This is a genomic window from Geodermatophilus sp. DSM 44513 (assembly GCF_032460525.1).
Taxonomy (GTDB): domain Bacteria; phylum Actinomycetota; class Actinomycetes; order Mycobacteriales; family Geodermatophilaceae; genus Geodermatophilus.
Map to the genome: position 1 here is coordinate 2,618,965 of NZ_CP135963.1, position 17,084 is coordinate 2,636,048.

General features: G+C 76.8%; 19 protein-coding genes. 10 read left to right on the plus strand and 9 right to left on the minus strand.

Annotated elements, in window-relative coordinates; all coding sequences use genetic code 11:
- Positions 1 to 44 precede the first annotated feature (44 nt).
- Positions 45 to 782 carry an Rv1486c family protein gene (locus tag RTG05_RS12675; protein WP_166528940.1) on the plus strand — a complete coding sequence of 246 codons (738 nt, stop codon included), beginning with the start codon at positions 45 to 47 and terminating at the stop codon, positions 780 to 782.
- 14 nt (positions 783 to 796) lie between these two features.
- Complete coding sequence (locus RTG05_RS12680) at positions 797 to 1,579, plus strand: alpha/beta fold hydrolase (protein WP_166528941.1); 783 nt, start codon at positions 797 to 799, stop codon at positions 1,577 to 1,579.
- Positions 1,580 to 1,611: 32 nt separating this feature from the next.
- Here the strand turns inward: RTG05_RS12680 and RTG05_RS12685 are convergent, their stop codons facing one another.
- The 5 genes from RTG05_RS12685 to RTG05_RS12705 all read right to left on the minus strand — a co-directional run bounded on the left by RTG05_RS12685 (position 1,612) and on the right by RTG05_RS12705 (position 5,885).
- Entirely contained in the window at positions 1,612 to 2,049 is a 438-nt protein-coding gene (locus RTG05_RS12685; RefSeq protein ID WP_208104931.1) for a GNAT family N-acetyltransferase, read from the minus strand.
- Between the two features lie 80 nt (positions 2,050 to 2,129).
- The gene (locus RTG05_RS12690; RefSeq protein WP_166528943.1) at positions 2,130 to 3,272 is read right to left on the minus strand and encodes a ferrochelatase; all 1,143 of its coding nucleotides are present in this window, start codon (positions 3,270 to 3,272) and stop codon (positions 2,130 to 2,132) included.
- 51 nt (positions 3,273 to 3,323) lie between these two features.
- Entirely contained in the window at positions 3,324 to 4,094 is a 771-nt protein-coding gene (fabI, locus tag RTG05_RS12695; RefSeq protein ID WP_315911850.1) for an enoyl-ACP reductase FabI, read from the minus strand.
- Positions 4,094 to 4,810: a 3-oxoacyl-ACP reductase FabG gene (gene fabG, locus RTG05_RS12700; RefSeq protein ID WP_166528944.1), complete on the minus strand. Its 717-nt coding sequence runs from the start codon at positions 4,808 to 4,810 to the stop codon at positions 4,094 to 4,096. The genes fabI and fabG overlap by 1 nt, the downstream gene beginning before the upstream one ends.
- A gap of 118 nt (positions 4,811 to 4,928) precedes the next feature.
- Positions 4,929 to 5,885: an alcohol dehydrogenase catalytic domain-containing protein gene (locus tag RTG05_RS12705; protein ID WP_208104932.1), complete on the minus strand. Its 957-nt coding sequence runs from the start codon at positions 5,883 to 5,885 to the stop codon at positions 4,929 to 4,931.
- A 273-nt stretch (positions 5,886 to 6,158) separates the two neighbouring features.
- Here RTG05_RS12705 and RTG05_RS12710 point away from each other — a divergent pair, with 273 nt between their 5' ends.
- A complete protein-coding gene (locus RTG05_RS12710; protein WP_166528945.1) occupies positions 6,159 to 7,832 on the plus strand; it encodes a glycoside hydrolase family 13 protein in 1,674 nt (557 codons plus the stop codon).
- A gap of 50 nt (positions 7,833 to 7,882) precedes the next feature.
- On the opposite strand, the gene RTG05_RS12715 is transcribed toward RTG05_RS12710, so the two are convergent.
- A complete protein-coding gene (locus RTG05_RS12715; RefSeq protein WP_315911851.1) occupies positions 7,883 to 8,905 on the minus strand; it encodes a zinc-binding dehydrogenase in 1,023 nt (340 codons plus the stop codon).
- Positions 8,902 to 10,143: a 3-deoxy-7-phosphoheptulonate synthase gene (locus tag RTG05_RS12720; RefSeq protein ID WP_166528946.1), complete on the minus strand. Its 1,242-nt coding sequence runs from the start codon at positions 10,141 to 10,143 to the stop codon at positions 8,902 to 8,904. Before RTG05_RS12720 ends, RTG05_RS12715 begins: the two co-directional genes overlap by 4 nt.
- Positions 10,144 to 10,202: 59 nt before the next feature.
- Between RTG05_RS12720 and RTG05_RS12725 the strand changes: the two genes are divergently transcribed.
- Both RTG05_RS12725 and RTG05_RS12730 read left to right on the plus strand, forming a co-directional pair.
- On the plus strand, positions 10,203 to 10,406 hold the full coding sequence (locus tag RTG05_RS12725) for a zinc-ribbon domain-containing protein (RefSeq protein WP_166528947.1): 204 nt from the start codon (positions 10,203 to 10,205) through the stop codon (positions 10,404 to 10,406).
- 182 nt (positions 10,407 to 10,588) lie between these two features.
- Positions 10,589 to 11,101, plus strand: a complete 513-nt coding sequence (locus tag RTG05_RS12730; protein WP_315911852.1) for a GNAT family N-acetyltransferase — start codon at positions 10,589 to 10,591, stop codon at positions 11,099 to 11,101.
- Between the two features lie 154 nt (positions 11,102 to 11,255).
- Here RTG05_RS12730 and RTG05_RS12735 read toward each other — a convergent pair whose 3' ends face one another.
- On the minus strand, positions 11,256 to 11,828 hold the full coding sequence (locus RTG05_RS12735; RefSeq protein WP_166528948.1) for a P-loop nucleotide/nucleoside kinase family protein: 573 nt from the start codon (positions 11,826 to 11,828) through the stop codon (positions 11,256 to 11,258).
- A 254-nt stretch (positions 11,829 to 12,082) separates the two neighbouring features.
- Here RTG05_RS12735 and RTG05_RS12740 point away from each other — a divergent pair, with 254 nt between their 5' ends.
- The 4 genes from RTG05_RS12740 to RTG05_RS12755 all read left to right on the plus strand — a co-directional run bounded on the left by RTG05_RS12740 (position 12,083) and on the right by RTG05_RS12755 (position 16,028).
- The gene (locus RTG05_RS12740; RefSeq protein WP_166528949.1) at positions 12,083 to 13,489 is read left to right on the plus strand and encodes an MFS transporter; all 1,407 of its coding nucleotides are present in this window, start codon (positions 12,083 to 12,085) and stop codon (positions 13,487 to 13,489) included.
- Positions 13,490 to 13,566: 77 nt separating this feature from the next.
- Positions 13,567 to 14,613 carry a DUF2332 domain-containing protein gene (locus RTG05_RS12745; protein ID WP_315911853.1) on the plus strand — a complete coding sequence of 349 codons (1,047 nt, stop codon included), beginning with the start codon at positions 13,567 to 13,569 and terminating at the stop codon, positions 14,611 to 14,613.
- Between the two features lie 50 nt (positions 14,614 to 14,663).
- Positions 14,664 to 15,308, plus strand: a complete 645-nt coding sequence (locus RTG05_RS12750) for an NADPH-dependent F420 reductase (protein ID WP_166528951.1) — start codon at positions 14,664 to 14,666, stop codon at positions 15,306 to 15,308.
- A gap of 54 nt (positions 15,309 to 15,362) precedes the next feature.
- Positions 15,363 to 16,028 (plus strand): SDR family NAD(P)-dependent oxidoreductase, encoded by a 666-nt coding sequence (locus RTG05_RS12755; protein ID WP_166528952.1) that lies wholly within the window; start codon positions 15,363 to 15,365, stop codon positions 16,026 to 16,028.
- A 12-nt stretch (positions 16,029 to 16,040) separates the two neighbouring features.
- Here RTG05_RS12755 and RTG05_RS12760 read toward each other — a convergent pair whose 3' ends face one another.
- A complete protein-coding gene (locus tag RTG05_RS12760; RefSeq protein ID WP_166528953.1) occupies positions 16,041 to 16,397 on the minus strand; it encodes an ester cyclase in 357 nt (118 codons plus the stop codon).
- Between the two features lie 76 nt (positions 16,398 to 16,473).
- Here RTG05_RS12760 and RTG05_RS12765 point away from each other — a divergent pair, with 76 nt between their 5' ends.
- On the plus strand, positions 16,474 to 17,028 hold the full coding sequence (locus RTG05_RS12765; protein WP_166528954.1) for a hypothetical protein: 555 nt from the start codon (positions 16,474 to 16,476) through the stop codon (positions 17,026 to 17,028).
- The last annotated feature ends 56 nt before the right edge of the window (positions 17,029 to 17,084 follow it).

Genomic DNA, 17,084 nt, shown 5'->3' on the forward strand with positions numbered 1-17,084 from the left:
GTGCGGCCGGCTCGCCGGCCGCGGGACACGGATAACCTCGCCCGGTGCTCGACGTCCCCGCCGGCCGGTTCGCGGTCTGGTCGACCGCCTGGCTCACCGGCCGCACCTCCTACGACGACGCCCTCGACGCCATCACCGGCGACACCGCCCACCGGGTGGTCGGGCTGCCGGGGACCGAGGAGGCCGTGCCCCTCGGCTGGGCGCTGAGCGCGCTGCGCGGCACCGGCGAGCGCCGCGTCCGGCTGGTGCTGCCGGTCCCCGGCGACGTCCGCGGCCTGCCGCGCGTGCCCGGCCTGGCCGAGCTCGCCCTGGGAGCGGGGCAGGCCGCCGTCGGCGAGCGGCTGGCGCTGGTGCCCGAGCCGCTGGGGCCGGAGGTGGTCCAGTGGGCCGCGGTCGACCTGACGGGGGCCGCCCCGGCGCCGCCGCCGGTGGAGGGGTCGCTGCGCGCGCTCGCCGGCTCCCTCGACGTGGCGGTCGGCGACGCGGCGCGCACCCTGGCCGGGCTGGACCTGGCGCGGTGGCACCCCGAGGTGCCGGCGCTGCTGGCCGGGCTCGGGGGGACGGCGCAGGCGCCCCGGCTGCCGCCGGACACCGACCCGGTGGCGGTGGCCCTGCTGGCGCGAGCCCGGCGGCTGCACCGGGTGCTGGACCTGGCGCTCACCGACGCTCCCGGCGGCGCGGTCACCCACCGGCAGGCCGCCGCCCGGGACGAGGCGCTGCGGCCCCTGGCCGACGCCGTCCGCGAGGCGGTCACCGCCGCCTACAACGCCGTCCCCCGGTGAGACGCCGTGCCCCGGTGACGTCGCGCCGCCGGTGGTGCGCCGTCCTCGCGTCGTGCGGCCTCGTGCTGGCCGCCTGCGGCGGCGGGGCCGACCCCGTGCCCGGGGAGGTGGCCACCGAGGTGCGCACGCCGACGGGGTCGCAGCAGGTGTGGTGCGCCGGCGACGGTCCCGCGGTGCTGCTGCTGCACGGCATCGGCGACGACGCCAGTTCGGCGCAGCTGGTCGAGGTCGAGCGGGCGCTGGCCGGCAGCGCGCGGGTCTGCCGCTACGACCGCCCGGGCACCGGTGACAGCCCGGCCCCGGAGGTGCCGGGCCGGGGCGCGGACGAGCTCGACGCGGAGCTGCAGGCCGTCGTCGACCACACCGCGGGCGGGGGTCCGGTGGTCCTGGTGGCGCACTCCTTCGGCGGCTACCTGGCGCGCGTCCACGCCGACCGGCACCCCGACCGCGTCGCCGGCCTGGTGCTCGTCGACGCGCTCGACCCCTCCGTCGGCCTGGTGACGGGCACCGGCGCGTCGGACCTGGACGACGTGGAGATGGCCGGCGAGGGGCTGGACCTCGCCGACGTCGAGCAGGCGGCGCGGTCGGTGACGGCGTTGGCTCCGGACCTGCCGCTCGTGGTGCTGGTGCGGGGCGAGGGCGCCGGTGCGGCGTGGACGGCCGGTCAGGAGCGGCTGGCCGCCCTGTCCGGCCGGTCGCGCACCGTCGTCGTCGACGGAGCCGGGCACCAGATCCCGTCCGAGGCCCCGGAGGCGGTGGCCGCCGCCGTGCGGGACGTGCTCGGGCCCGCCGGCTGACCGGCGCCGGCACGCACCGGGTGGACCGGGTGTCAGAGGGTGCGCTGCAGGCACACCGACGTCGCGCTGGCGACGTAGGGGCCGAACCGCGGCACCTCGGTGAAGCCGTGCCGGCGGTAGAACGCCAGCGCCGCGTGCTGGGCGTCGCCGGTCTCCAGCCGGACCACACCCACCCGGGAGCGCGCCGCGTGGTCCAGCAGCGCACCGAGCAGCGCGTCGGCCACGCCGGTGCCGCGATGGGCCGGCCGCACGTAGAAGCGCTTGAGCTCGGCGGTGCCGGCGTCCTGCAGCTCGAGGCCGCCGATGCCCACCAGCTCCCCGCCCACCCGCGCACCGACCAGGTGCACCGCCGAGCGCTCCAGCTGCTCAGGGGTGTAGCCGAAGGTCTCCTCGGCGGTGTACCCGCCCTCGGCGAGCTCCGCGGTCAGCGCGTCGACCAGGTCGAGCACCCCGGGGTCCCGCACGGTCACCGCCGTCACGACCGCCGGTCGGCCCCCTCGCAGGGGCCCGCCGCGAGCCTGCGAGCGGTGGGGGGCGAGGGGGTCCTCCATCAGGGGGTGGGGCGGGGCCGCGGTGCGACGAAGCAGCAGTGCGCCGGGCAGTTGGTGCCCAGCCGCGGCGGCGTCCCGGTGCGGCGCTCCTCGACCAGCTCGCGCACCATCGCCACGAACGCCGGGTGGGTGCCCGCGGTGCCCGAGCGGACGAAGGTCATGCCGAGCTCGCCGGCGGTCTCCCGCGCCTCGTTGTCCAGGTCCCAGACGACCTCGACGTGGTCGCTGACGAAGCCGATCGGGAACAGCACCACCGCCGGCACGCCGTCGGCCGCGAGCGCCCGCAGGTGGTCGTTGACGTCGGGCTCCAGCCACGGCACCGAGGGCGGCCCGCTGCGCGACTGCCACACCAGGTCGAACTCCCGGCCCGGCGCCACCGCGTCCACGACCAGGCGCGCCGAGCGGCGCAGCTCCTCCTGGTAGGCGCCGCCGGTCGGCCCGGCGACGGCGGCCATGGTGTCGGGGATGCTGTGCGCGGTCGCCACCAGCCGGGCGGTGTCGCGGACGTCGTCGGGCAGCTGCGCCAGCGCGGCCGCGAGCGCCTCGGCGTTGGCCTGCACGAACCCCGGGTGGTCGCCGTAGTGCGGCAGCTTCTCCGCGGTCGGCCCGCCACCGGGGGCCGCGCCGGTGAGCACCGAGCGGGCCCGGGCGACGTCCTCGTGGTACTGCCGACAGCCCGACCAGGAGGCGAACCCCGAGGTGGGGAAGACGTAGACGTGCTCGACGCCGTCGTCGGCCATCTGCGCCCAGACGTGCTCGACGTAGGGCGCCCAGTTGCGGTTGCCCCAGTAGACCGGTAGATCGGTGCCGGCGGCGGCGAGCTCCTTCTCCACCGCCGCGACCAGCGCCCGGTTCTGCTCGTTGATCGGGCTGATCCCACCGAAGTGCTGGTAGTGCTCGGCGACGTCGAGCAGCCGCTCGCGGGGGATGCCGCGGCCCCGGGTGACGTTCTCCAGGAACGGCATCACGTCGTCGGGGCCCTGCGGGCCGCCGAAGCCGAGCACCAGCAGGGCCTCGCGCCGGCCGGGCGGCGCCGGGTCGGCGGACGGCGTCGTCCCGCCGTTGTTGCGGGTGGCCAGTGACGGGTCCTGGTCGGGACGCTGGCCGGGAGGGGTGATGTCGACGTCGGTCTCGAGGGGCACGCCCTCTCTTCTACCCCAGTCCGCGCGCGGATGCGGCCGACCGCGGGAGGGTCACACCCCCACCGCGTGGAAGCCCCCGTCGACGTGCACGATCTCGCCGGTCGTCGCCGGGAACCAGTCCGACAGCAGCGCGACGACGGCCTTGCCGGCCGGCTCGGTGTCGGTGACCGACCAGCCCAGTGGCGCGCGGGCCTCCCACGCCTCCTCGAACTGCCCGCTGCCGGGGATGGACCTCATCGCCATGCTGCGCAGCGGCCCCGCGGCGACCAGGTTGACCCGCACACCCTCGGGCCCCAGCTCCCGCGCGAGGTAGCGGGCCGTCGACTCCAGCGCCGCCTTGGCCGCACCCATCCAGCCGTACACCGGCCAGGCGACGGTCGCGTCGAAGGTCAGCCCGACCACCGACGCCCGCTCGCCGAACAGCGGCCGGCACGCCTGGGTGAGCGCGGCCATCGACCAGGTCGACACCTGGAACGCCGTCGCCGCGTGCTCCCAGGCGACCTCCGGGAACCCCTCCCCCATCGCCTCCTGCGGCGCGAACCCGATGGAGTGCACGACGCCGTCGAGGGAGTCGAGGCCCTGCTCGCACAGCCGGTCGGCCAGGGTCGCGAGGTGCGTGGTGTCGGTGACGTCCAGCTCGACCACCGGGGCCTCCTGCGGCAGCCGCTTGGCGATCCGCTGGCACAGCGACAGGGCCCGGCCGAAGTTGGACAGCACCACCGTGGCGCCCTGCTCCTGGGCCAGCCGGGCGGTGGCGTAGCCGATGGAGGCCTCGGTGAGCACCCCGGTGACCAGCACCCGCTTGCCGTCGAGGATCCCCATCAGTGCCCCATCCCCAGTCCGCCGTCGACCGGGACGACCGCCCCGGTGATGTAGCCGGCCGCGTCGCCGGCCAGGAAGCGCACCACGCCGGCGACCTCGTCGGCCGACGCGTAGCGCGCCAGCGGCACCTGCCCGAGGATCGCCTGCTGCCGCTCCTCGGGCAGCGCGGCGGTCATGTCGGTCTCGACGAAGCCGGGCGCGACCACGTTGGCCGTGATGCCCCGGCTGCCGAGCTCGCGGGCGATGGAGCGGGCCAGGCCGACCAGCCCGGCCTTGGAAGCCGCGTAGTTCGCCTGCCCCGCCGACCCGAGCAGGCCGACCACCGAGGAGACGAAGACCATCCGGCCGCGCCGGGCACGAACCATCCGGGCCGCGGCCCGCTTGGACACCCGGTAGGCGGCGGTGAGGTTGGCGTCGAGGACGTCGGTGAAGTCCTCCTCCCTCATCCGCATCAGCAGCCCGTCGCGGGTGATGCCGGCGTTGCTCACCAGCACCTCGACCGGACCCTGGTGCGCCTCGACCTCGGTGAACGCGCGGTCGACGGCGGCGGCGTCGGTGACGTCGCAGTGCACGCCGAAGAGCCCCTCGGGGGCACCGCTGCCACGGTGCGTGACCGCCACCGCGTCGCCCTGCTCGGCGAACGCGCGGGCGACGGCCAGCCCGATGCCCCGGTTCCCGCCGGTCACGAGCACCGACCTGCCGCTGGACCCACCCACCGCGTGCCACTCCCCTGTCAGCCGAGACGGACAGTGGACGAACCTAGCCGGTCGCCCCGGGGGACACCCGGTGACGGTCAGGCCTCCAGCACCATCCGGAAGCGGGCCTCGCCGGCCATCATCCGGTCGAACGCCGGTCGGGCCTCCTCCAGCGGCCGGGTCTCCACCACCGGGCGCACCCCGGACCGGGCCGCGAAGCGCAGCGTGTCCTCGCTGTCCTCCGCCGTCCCGGAGGCGTGCCCGGCCACCAGCCGGCTGGCCAGGACGAGGTCGACCGCGCCGATCTGCAGCGGCTCCTGGGGCACCCCGACGACGACCAGCCGGCCGCGGGAGCGCAGGCCGCCGACGGCGGCGGTGGCGGGGCCGCGTCGGTGACGGTGGACAGCACCGTCCGTGCCCCGCCCAGGCGGGTCAGCTCGGCCGCCACGTCGGCGGTAGTGCTGTCGACGTGGTGGTGGGCGCCCAGCTGCCGGGCGAACTCGCCCTTCTCGCCGCCGCGGGCCACGGCCACGACCTCGAAGCCCATCCGCGCGGCGAACTGGACGCCGAGGTGTCCCAGCCCGCCCAGGCCGATCACGGCGACCAGGTCGCCGGCCCGGGCCCCGCTCTCCCGCAGGCCGTGGTAGCAGGTGACGCCGGCGCACATCAGCGGCGCGGCCTCGGCGTCGGTCAGCTCGTCGGGGACGGCGGCGAGGGCGTCGGCGGGGGCGAGCACGTGGTCGGCGTAGCCGCCGTCGGCCGTCGGACCCGTGACCCGGCCCTCGGTGCAGGAGATGACGTCGCCCTCGCGGCACGGCCGGCAGGCGAAGCAGGCCCCGCCGAACCAGCCGATGCCGACCCGCTGCCCGACCCGCCAGTGCGACACGCCCTCCCCGACCGCTGCCACGGTGCCCGCCACCTCGTGCCCCGGCACCCGGGGGTAGCCGCTGGCCATGCCACCGGCGGCCATGGCGTCGCTGTGGCACACCCCGCAGGCGGCGGTGCGGACCAGCACCTGCCAGGGCCCCGGCTGCGGGACCTCCCGCTCCACCAGCTCGACGTCGCTCCCCGGTCCCGACAGCTGCACGGCGCGCACGGCGCTCCTCCCCCGGGGCGCCCGGCCGCGCCCCACCGGGTGGCGGCCGGCCCGGTCGCCCGGCGTCCGCGGCCCGCCGGCGGACCGTAGGCTCGTGCTGCCGGACCGGTCCGGTGCGCGCACCGGCCACGACGTCGTCGCCTGCGTGCCGCACGTCCGCAGGTGCCGACCGCGCCTCCCACCGCGGAGGGACGACGGACGCCGCCGTGCGCTCCGGGCGGGCCCACGGGTCCGTCCCCGACACCCCTCCCCCCGAACCTCCCGAGGAGCCCCGTGCCCCCGATCGCCTCCCCCACCGGCCGCCCGCAGTCCGCGGACTGGTGGCGCCAGGCCGTCGTCTACCAGGTCTACCCGCGCAGCTTCCGCGACCTCGACGGCGACGGCCTGGGCGACGTCCGCGGCGTGACCGAGCGGCTGCCCCACCTGCACCGGCTGGGCGTGGACGCCGTCTGGCTGAGCCCCTTCTACCCCTCGGCGCTGGCCGACGGCGGCTACGACGTCGACGACCACCGCGACGTGGACCCGCGCCTGGGCACGCTGGCCGACGTCGACGAGCTGATCGCCGGGGCCCACGAGCTCGGCATCCGGGTCGTGGTCGACATCGTGCCCAACCACAGCTCCGACCGGCACGCCTGGTTCCGCGAGGCGTTGGCCGCCCCGCCGGGCTCGCCGGCCCGCGACCGCTACGTGTTCCGCGACGGCAGGGGCCCCGACGGCAGCGAGCCGCCGTCGGACTGGATGAGCCACTTCGGGGGCCCGGCCTGGACCCGCGTGCCCGACGGCCAGTGGTACCTGCACCTGTTCGCCCGCGAGCAGCCCGACTTCGACTGGAGCAACCAGGAGGTGCGCGAGGACTTCCTGCGCACCTTGCGGTTCTGGTCCGACCGCGGCGTCGACGGCTTCCGCGTCGACGTCGCCCACGCGCTGACCAAGGACCTGTCCGAGCCGCTGCGCGACTACGGCGGCGTGCACCCCGACTCGCGCACCGAGCTGCCGCTGGACGGCAGCCACCCGCTGTTCGACCGCGAGGAGGTGCACGAGGTCTTCCGCGAGTGGCGGAAGGTGCTGGACTCCTACGACCCGCCGCGGTCGGCGGTGGCCGAGGCGTGGGTGACCACCAGCCGCCGGGTCCTCTACGCCCGGCCCGACGAGCTGGGCCAGGCGTTCGACTTCGAGTTCCTGGTCTCGCCGTGGTCGGCCGAGCAGTTCCGGGTGGAGATCGACGCCGCGCTGTCCGCCGCGACGGCGGCCGGTGCCTCGGCGACCTGGGTGCTGTCCAACCACGACGTCGTCCGGCACCGGTCGCGCTACGCGCTGCCCACCGGCACCGACCTGGACCGCTGGCTGCTCACCGGGGGCACCGAGCCGGCACCGGACGACGAGCAGGGGCTGCGCCGGGCGCGGGCCGCGACCATGCTCATGCTGGCGCTGCCCGGCTCGGCCTACCTGTACCAGGGCGAGGAGCTGGGGCTGCCCGAGGTCGCCGACCTGCCCGCCGAGGTGCTGCAGGACCCGATCTGGGAGCGCACCGGGCACGCGCAGAAGGGCCGGGACGGCTGCCGGGTGCCGCTGCCCTGGACCCGGGAGGGCGCGTCGTTCGGCTTCGGGGACGGCACCGCGTGGCTGCCCCAGCCGGCGTGGTTCGGGGAGCTGTCGGCTGCCGCCCAGGACGGCGTGGAGGGCTCGACGCTGGAGCTCTACCGGGCGGCCCTGCGGCTGCGGCGGGAGCTGCAGGCCGACGAGACGCTGCAGTGGCGTGACGCCGGGCCGGTCGCGGTCACCCACGTCCTGCACCTGCGCCGGTCGACCGGCTGGGAGAGCGTCACCAACTTCTCCGACGCCGCCGTCGACCTCCCTGCCGGGGAGGTCCTGCTCGCCAGCGGGCCCCTGGGCGAGGGGACCCTGCCGCCGGACACCACCGTCTGGCTGCGGGCGGACCGGGCCTGACGCCGGGCGCCCGTGCCGGGGGGTCGACCCCCCGGCACGGGCAGCCGGGTTCACGACGCCGCGACGACGACCTTGACCTGTCCGGGAGCGGGGTGGGCCGCGTGCTCGTAGGCGGACTGGGCGTCGTCCGCGGGGAAGACGTGGCTGACGTAGCACTCGGCCAGCTCCGGGTGCGCGCCCAGGTACTCCTCGGCCCGGGCCAGCACCCGCCGCCGCTCCCAGGTCACGCCGCAGCGCAGCGTCAGGTTCTTGCGCAGCATCAGCCGCATGGGCAGCGGGTAGACCAGCTCGTCGGGCACGCCGAAGTAGAAGACCTCCCCGCCGGGGGCCACCGCCTGCACCGCGTGGGTGAGCGTGGCCGTCTGGTGCCCGGCGGCCTCGACGACGAGGTCCGGGCGCTCGGCGTCGGTCAGCGAGGTCGCCCACAGGTCGCTGGCCGCCCGCACCGGGTCGTCGACGCCGAACGCGGCCGCCGTCCCCGAGCGGTCGACCCGGTCGACGCCCACGACGCGCGTGGCCCCGGCGGCCTTGGCGACGTGTGCGAACAGCAGCCCGATGGGGCCCTGGCCGATCACGGCGACCGAGCGGCCGGCGACCGGACGGACCTGCTCCATCGCGTACAGGACGCAGGCGAGCGGCTGCAGCAGGACCGCGGTCCGCGCCGGCAGCCGGCGGTCGTGGGCGTGCAGCCCGTCGCCGTCGCAGACGACGAGCTCGGCGAGGCCGTCGAAGCGCGGCGCCCAGCCGACCACGGCGTCGCCCACGCCGATGTCGGGGTGCCGGGAGGCCACGGCCGTGCCGGCGACCTCGTGCATGGGGAACCCCGGGGTACCGAACTCGCGGGCGTCCGCGGGCGCGTCCGGGGACAACCCGCCGCGGAAGAACGGCAGGTCGCTGCCGCAGATGCCGCCGGCGCCCAGCGCCACCAGCACCTCGCCGGGGCCCAGCGCGGCCTCCCGCGGGGCCGGGACCTCGACCTGCTCCAGCTGCTGCGGGGCGACCAGCCGCTGCGCCCACATGCCGGCCCCGCCGGGGCGGTCCGGCCGCGCCGGCGCGGGGCCCGCGTCGGTCACCGGTGCACCGCGGGACGGGCGCCGGCGCGGCGGCGGGCGCGGGCGGCCTCGGCCAGCTCGGCCAGCACCACCTCGGTCGTGTCCAGGTCGATGCAGGCGTCGGTGACGCTCCTGCCGTACTCCAGCGCCCCGGGGTCGCGCCGGTCGAGGTCCTGGCGGCCCTCGACGAGGTTGCTCTCGACCATGACGCCGCGGATCGCCTGCTCGCCGCCGGCGACCTGCCCGGCCAGGTCGCGCACCACCTCGATCTGGCGCCGGTGGTCCTTGCGGCTGTTGCCGTGGGAGGCGTCGACGACGACCACCTCGGGCAGGCCGCGGGCGGCCAGCCGCCGCTTCGTGTCGGCGACGTGCGCGGCGGAGTAGTTGGGGCCGTCGGCGGCGCCGCGCAGGATGACGTGGGCGGTGTCGTTGCCGGTGGTCGACAGCTGGGCGCTGACCCCGTGGTGGTCGACGCCGAGGAACTCGTGCGGGGCCCGGGCGGTCAGCACGGCGGAGATCGCCGAGTCGGTGCTGCCCTCCGGTGAGTTCTTGAAGCCGACGACCGACGAGAACCCCGACACCCGCTCGCGGGCGGTCTGGTCGGTGACGTTGCGCGCGCCGACGCCGTTGTAGGTGACCAGCCCGTTGACGTACTGCGGCGTCAGGGCGTTGAGCGGCTCGGCGGCCACCGGCACGCCCAGGGCGGTGATCCGGCACATGAGCACCCGGGTGGCCACGAGGCCGACGCTGATCCGGCTGGACCCGTCGAGGAACGGGTCGTAGGCGAAACCCTTCCAGTCCACCTCGGTCCGCGGCTTCTCCGTGTAGGTCCGCATGAGGATCTCCAGGTCCGCACCGTGCCGCTCGCGCATCCGGGCGAGGAAGGCGGCGTACTCCAGCGCCGCGGCCGGGTCGTGGATGGAGCAGGGGCCGGCGATCACGGCCAGCCGGTCGTCGCGGCCGGCCACGACGTCGGCCGTCGCCCGGCGCGCCGCCCGCGTCGTGGCGACCGAGGCGGCCGGCAGGGGGACGACGGTCGCGACCGCGGCCGGCGTGACGACCACGCTGAGCCCGGTGATCCGGGTGTTCACCAGGTCGCCGAGGTCCACGTCGTCGGTCTGCTCGACGCCCAGTCGCTCCCGGACGGCGGGCAGCAGCTCGGCCAGCGTGGCGTCGATCTGCCCGTTGACCCGCGTCTGCACCTCCAGCAGGGAGTCGGCGATCCGCGTCGCCACGTCCAGCACCGGGTCAGCCGCCATGGCCCCATCCTCCACCGTCCCGGCGGCGCACCGGAGGGGCGGCCCCTACGCTCGCCGGCGTGTTCCTCCTCTTCGGCTTCGGCACCAAGCAGCAGGACCTGGGCCCCGGGGAGGTCCGCACCTGCCCGCGCTGCGGCAACACCACGCAGTGGGCCCGGGTGCGCCGGTTCCGGCAGTTCACCGTGTTCTTCGTGCCGGTCGCCCGCTGGGGACGCCGGCAGTACGAGGTGTGCGGCATCTGCGGCACCACCGTCGAGGTCTGACCCCGACCCGGGCGGGGCACGGCCGCCGCTGGACCGGCCCCTCCCGGTGGTCCCTGCACGTGCCGCAGGCGGCACCCCCGCCCGCGCGATCCGACCGGCCGGTCGAGACGGCCCACGTGCTTGACTGCGGCGTGGTGGCCGACGACGTGCTCCGTCTGAAGCCCGTGCTGAGCGGTGAGCACGTGCGCCTCGAACCGCTGGGTCCTGCGGTGCTGGACCCCTACTGGGCGTTCCTCGGTGATGCCGAGGGCAGGCGGCTGACCGGTACCCACGCCGAGTTCACCCGGGACCAGGCCGCCACCTGGCTCGCCACTCGCGGCGACCAGCGCGACCGCGTCGACTGGGCGGCCATCCGCACCACCGACGGCGCGTTCCTCGGCGAGGCCGTGATCACCGATCTCGACCCGGTCAACGAGAGCGCGAGCTACCGCATCGCGCTGTCCGGGCCGGGGGTGCTCGGCCGTGGTCACGGCACGGAGATCACCCGCATGGTCGTCGCCCACGCCCTGGACACGGTGGGGCTGTACCGGCTGAGCCTGGAGGTCTACGACCACAACCCGCGGGCGCACCGGGTGTACACGAAGTGCGGGTTCCGCGAGGAGGGCCGGCTGCGGGGCGCGCTGCTGTGGGAGGGACAGCGCCACGACGCGGTGCTGATGTCGATCCTGCGCACCGACCCGCGACCCCTCGGGTAGCCGGCACAGGGCGGTGGGACCGTCGCGAGTCGGTCCCCGTCGGGCTCGGGGACCGGGGGGACGGTGCAGGCGGGGCGGCGGCTGCGGTCGTGTCGTCAGGTGCCGGGGACGTGGCGAGGGAACCAACGGGGCCCCTGCGCCGGCTGACCGGTCGTCAGGCGGTGGCGCCCAGGCGTGCGGCCAGGTAGGAGGCGAGCGTGTCCCGGTCGACGTCCCGCGTGTCGACGGTGGTCACACCCGGGTCAGCGGAGAACGCGGCGGTCATGCGCTCGTGCATCCCGCGCAGGTCCTCCGGCCCGCCGTCGCGGTCGACCAGGGACAGGATCGTCGACTCGACGCTGCCCGGCCCGCTGGCCGCAGCCCGCGCGACGAGCCGCTCGTAGGCCACGTCCGGCTCGACCAGCAGCAGGACGTGGTCGAAGGTCGCACCGGCCCGGACGGCCTCGTCCCGGAAGAGCTGCACCTCGTCGGGGGCCGTGAACAGCTGCGGGACGAGAACCGTGCCACCGCTGCGAGCGTGGGTGGCCAGCAGTGCCAGAGCCAGCGGACGCACCCACTCCCCGGCCCGCCGGAAGTCCGACCGCCAGTCGCCGAGGAACGTGCGCAGCGTGTCGATGTCCAGGCACAGGCTCCCCGGGTTGCGATCGGCGATCCACCGTGCGGCAACGGACTTGCCCGACGCCGGCAGGCCGTTGAGCAGCACCACCCGTCCACCAGCGACAGCCACTGGTCCTCCTCCGGAGACGACCGCCGTTCGCGACAGTGCCACGGATCCGCCGTCCCCGTCGGGCGCCGGCCCGGGCGTGCCGTCCGCGACCGGACGGAACGCGCAGGCCGCCCACCCGGGGTGCAGGTGCGGACCGGTCGCGGCCCGTCTCGTCCACCCACCGGTCCGGACGCGTGGTCGCGCCGTGGGCTGTCAGGGGCGTCGGCGACGATGCCGCGGTGGGACGACACCGGGTGGGACCAGGGACGAGCCAGGTGCCGGACACGGTGTCCTGGCGGGCGTTCGGGTCGATGGCGACGCTCTGCACCGCCCAGGCGCTGGAGGTCCTGGGCGTCACGGTGGTGATCGTGGCGCTGCCGGTGGTGGGCGCGGACCTGGGGCTGCGCGATGCCCGGCTGCAGCTGGTGGTCAGCCTGTACGCCGTCCTCTACGGGGGTCTGCTGCTGACCGCCGGGCGGGTGGCGGACCTGGTCGAGCGACGCACCGTGCTGGCCGCCGGGCTGGGAGTCACCCTGGTCGGCGCCGTGCTCTGTGCGACCGCCACCAGCGGCACGGTCCTGCTGGCCGGGCGGGCGGTGCAGGGCCTGGGCGGTGCGATCGTGACACCGGCCGCGCTGTCGCTGCTGACGTCGGCGTTCCCCACCGACCGGCTGCGGCGGGTCGCCGTCAGCGCGTGGACCGCCTCCGCCGCCGGCGGCGGGGCGCTCGGCTTCGGCCTCGGCGGCCTGCTGGTGGCCGCTGCGGGCTGGCGGGCGGTGTTCTGGCTGCTCGCGGGTGTGTCCGCTGCAGTGCTCGCCGCCCTGTGGTGGCTGGTGCCGGCGGACCCCCCACGGGCCGGTCGTCGTGGACTGGACGTCCCCGGGTCGCTCACGGCCACCGCCGGCCTGGTGCTGCTGGTGTGGGGCGCCGGCCTGGTGGGGGATCCGAGGGCGGCTCCGGTACCGCCGGTGCTCGCGGTCGTCGCCGGGTGCCTGCTGCTGGGCGCGTTCGTGGTCCTGCAGCGGCGCGGCAGCGCTCCCCTGATCGCCTGGTCCGAACTGACCAACGGTGCCTTCATGACCGCCAACGGCGTGGCCTTCGTCAACACGGCGACCACCGCCGCGTCGGGCACGCTCGTGGCCCTGGTGGCCGCGCGCAGCCTGGACCTCGACCCGCGCGCGAGCGGTCTGGTCCTGCTGCCCTTCTCCCTGGCGGTGGTCGCCGGCTCGGCGACCGGGGGCTGGTGGCTGCGCCGCCCGGCGGCCCTGGGCATGTCCGCCGGGCTGGGGACGGTCGCCGTCGCGATGCTGGCCCTGGCCGGTGCGACGGCGGCGAGGTCGGTCGCCGGGCTGGCCGGCGCGGTCGCCCTCGCCGGCTTGGGCCTGTCCTGGGCGGCGGTCACCTCCACGTCGGCCGCCACCCTGGCGCTGCCGCACGACCGGCAGGGCGTCGCCTCCGGCGCGGTCAACACCGCCGCACAGGTCGGGACCGCCCTCGGGGTCGCGGTCCTGGTGGCCGTGGCCGCGGCCGTGGGCGTCGAGGGGCGGGTGACCGGGTACGTCGCCGCCTTCCTCGCCGCCGGGACCCTGGCCGGGGCCGTCGCCGCCGTCCTGTTCCTCCGCCGCGCCGACCGAGTGCGCCCCGGTGTCCCCGCGCGACCCGGACGAGGTACCGGCACATGACGAGCGACGGCACCCCGCCGGCCGCCGCTGCTCGCGCCGCCGGGCTCCGCTCCGGGCAGTCGACCACAGCAGACGACGTGGCCAGGGCGTACCGGCGCTTCGCCGACGCCGACGCGGCCGCCTCGCCGCTGTGGGCGCACGTCGCCGTCGCGCTGAGCGCGGCCCCGGACGTGCTGCGCGCCCTCGGGGTGCTGCCGGCGCGCACCCGGCACCCTGGGGTGGTCCTCGCCGCACTGCACGACCTCGCCCTCTCCGGACGCGCACCGGCGCTCGCTGCCGCCCACGCCGCGGGGGACGCCGACGCCGCCGCGCGCGCGGCGGTGGACACGCTGCTGCGCACGACCGACGCGGTGACGACCCTCGCCGCCCGCCGGCGGGTGCGCAGCGACGAGACCGGGCGCTGCGCCGTGCTGTACCCGGCCGTCGCCGAGGCCGCGCACCGGGTGGGCGCGACGGCGGTCGGGCTCGTCGACGTCGGCTGTTCGGCCGGGCTGGACCTCCTCGTGGACCGCGTCGGCGTCACGTACGACGGCGGGCGCCCGCGGGGCGACCCGTCGTCCCCGGTGCAGTTCTCCTGCACCCTCGTGGGGAACCGGCCCGTCCCCGACCGTCCGGTGCCCCGGGTCGTCGCCCGGATCGGCGTCGACCGCGACCCGCTCGACGTGACCGACGCGGACGACGCCCGGTGGTTGCGCGCCTGCCTGCCGCCGGACCGGCCGGAGCGGCACGCCCGCCTCGACGCGGAGATGGCGCTGGCCGCGACCACACCTCTGCTGCTGCTGCGCGGGGACGTCGTCGAGCTGCTGCCCGACGCCGTCGCCCGCGTGCCCGCGGACGCCCTGCCCGTCGTCACCACGACGTGGGCGCTGGCGCGCCTGCCGGTCGGGAGCCGGCCGCGCTTCCTGCAGCGGCTGCACGAGGTGGCGGCCACCCGGCCGGTGGCGTGGGTGTCCGCGGAGGGCGTCGGGGTGGCGCCGGGGGTGCCGACGCTGGGCGACCGACCCGCCTCCGGGCACAGCACCCTCGGCCTGACGGTGCTCGACGGGTCGGGCGCACCCGCCGAGGCCGTCGGCCGGTGCTGGTCGAAGGGGCGGCTGCTGGCGTGGCTGGCCGAGCCCCGGTGACCGGTCAGGTCGGTCCGGAACAGCGCCCGGTCGGGGGCGGTTGAGCCGGCATGCTCATCGGGTTCATCGGTGCGGGCGACATCGGCGGCACGCTGGCCCGCCTGGCCGTCGACGCGGGCCACCAGGTGGTGCTGAGCAACTCGCGCGGCCCGGAGACCCTGGCCGGCCTCGTCGGGCGGCTCGGGCCCGGGGCGTCGGCGGCCACGCCGCCCGAGGTGGCCGCCCGGGGCGACCTCGTCGTGGTCACCATCCCGCTGCGCGCCTACCGGGACGTGCCGGTGGCGGAGCTGGCCGGCACGGTCGTGGTCGACACGGGCAACTACTACCCGGACCGGGACGGCCGGATCGCCGAGCTCGACGACGGCAGCACCACCTCGAGCGAGCTGCTGGCCGGGCACCTGCCGGGGTCCCGCGTGGTCAAGGCCTTCAACACCATCTGGTCCGAGCACCTGGCCACTCACGGCGGGCCGGCCGGCACCGCGGGCCGTCGGGCGCTGCCCATCGCCGGCGACGACGCCACCGCCAAGACCACGGTGGCCGAGCTGATCGACCAGTTCGGCTTCGACGTCGTCGACGCGGGGCCGCTGCCCGAGGGACGGCGGTTCCAGCCGGGCACCCCGGCCTACGACGTGCGCCTGGACGCCGATCAGCTCCGCCGGGCCCTGGCCGACGCCGGCCCCACCCCGCAGGCCTGAGCCCGGCCCCGCCGACACCGACGCCCGGCGCCGGACCACCGACGAGGAGACCCCGTGACCACCATCGCCATCGTGGGCGCCGGCCGCGGCCTCGGCGCCGCGGTCGCCCGCCGCTTCGGCCGCGAGGGCTTCGACGTCGCCCTGCTGTCCCGCAGCCAGGAGCGCGTCGACGCACTGGCCGGCGACCTGGGCGCCGAGGGCCTCACCGCCCGCGGGTTCGCCGCGGACGTCCGCGACCGCGGCGCGCTGTCGACCGCCCTCGACCGCGTCGCCGAGACCCTCGGACCGGTCGAGGTGCTGCAGTACAGCCCCATCCCGTCACCGGGGTCGCTGCGCCCGGTGCTCGACACCACCCCGGAGGACCTGGCCGCCGCGCTGGAGTTCTCCGTGCACGGCCCGGTCACCGCCGTGACCCGGGTGCTGCCGGGCATGCGGGCCCTGGGTCGCGGCACCGTGCTGCTCGTCAACGGCGGCAGCGCCGCCCGCCCGAACCCGCGGGTCGCCGGCACCTCGATCGCCTTCGCCGGCGAGTCGGCCTACGGACAACTGCTGCACGAGGCCCTCGCAGCCGAGGGCGTGCACGTCGGGCAGCTGGTCATCCCCGGCGCGATCACACCGGGACACCCCCGCAAGGACCCCGCCGTGCTCGCCGACACGCTGTGGGCGATGCACACCGGGCGCGACGGGTTCCGCCGCCTCGCCGAGGACCTGGACGCCTGACCGGACCCGCGGTCAGGAGCCGGCCGACGAGGCCGGCCAGTACTCGACGAACCGGCCGCCCGCCACGCGCAGGACGTCGTTGCCGGCGAAGGACGTGCTGCCCCGCGGGGTGACCCCCCGGCCGGACCAGCGCGCGGCGACCAGGTCGCCGTCGACGATCGGGCCCACCGTCAGCTCGAAGGTGATCTCGGTGAACAGTGACCGGGTCTCGGCGACGACGGCCGCCAGTCCGTCGGGCCCGTGGACGTCGCGGTCCGGCCAGTGCCCCACGAAGTCCGGACCGACCAGTTGCGCGGCCGCACCCGGCTGACCGGCCCAGAGCTCGTCCAGCCACCGTCGGTACAGGTCCCGGGTCGACGTCGAGGTCATGCCGCGAGACCACCCGACCGACGCCCGCCGCGCAAGCCCTGGTCACCGCGTGCCGGGCCGGTCCTAGGGTCGGCCCGTGCAGTCCAGCGGGGGCCCTCTGCCGTGGCGGGACCGGCCGTGGGGCGACATCCATCGGGCGTGGCCGCTGGTCCTGGAGCCGACCGGTCTGGCGCAGCCGACGCGGCCGCGCCTGGGCGGCGCCTCGTCCCCGGCGTCGGTCCGGCTCGGCCCCGGCTCGCGGGTCGACGTCGAGTGGCGCTCGGCACTCGCGCTGCTCCGGGTGCCCGTGGCGGACCCGTCCGGGCGGCCGGGGAGCCACCTGGCGTGGGTGCTCCTGCGGGGCGCGACCGAACGGAGCGACGTCGGCTCGCAGGTCTCCGGGTGGTGGCCCACGGACCTCGGGGAGAGCACGGGGACCCTCGCGCTCTCCCTGGGCGGGGAACCGCCCCTGCCCGTCGCCGTCCACGGCGACGACCGGCGGTGGGCCACCGCACCGGTGCAGGTGCCGGCGACCGTGCTCCCCGGCGAGCCCACGACGCTGGTGGTCGCGGGCAGGCGCTGGCCCGTGCCGCCGGCGCTCACGATGCAGGCGGCCCCGGTCGTCGGCGCCTACCTCGACACCTTGCGGTGACCGGCCGGTCACCCCTGTCGGCGGAGGCGGTGCCCACGGCCAGCAGCTGTTCGACG

Excerpts from the sequence above, each read along its gene's own strand:
- fabI (WP_315911850.1), bottom strand. The coding sequence starts at position 4,094 with ATGGGGATCCTCGACGGCAAGCGGGTGCTGGTCACCGGGGTGCTCACC.
- RTG05_RS12760 (WP_166528953.1), bottom strand. The coding sequence starts at position 16,397 with ATGACCTCGACGTCGACCCGGGACCTGTACCGACGGTGGCTGGACGAG.
- RTG05_RS12750 (WP_166528951.1), top strand. The coding sequence starts at position 14,664 with ATGCTCATCGGGTTCATCGGTGCGGGCGACATCGGCGGCACGCTGGCC.
- RTG05_RS12720 (WP_166528946.1), bottom strand. The coding sequence starts at position 10,143 with ATGGCGGCTGACCCGGTGCTGGACGTGGCGACGCGGATCGCCGACTCC.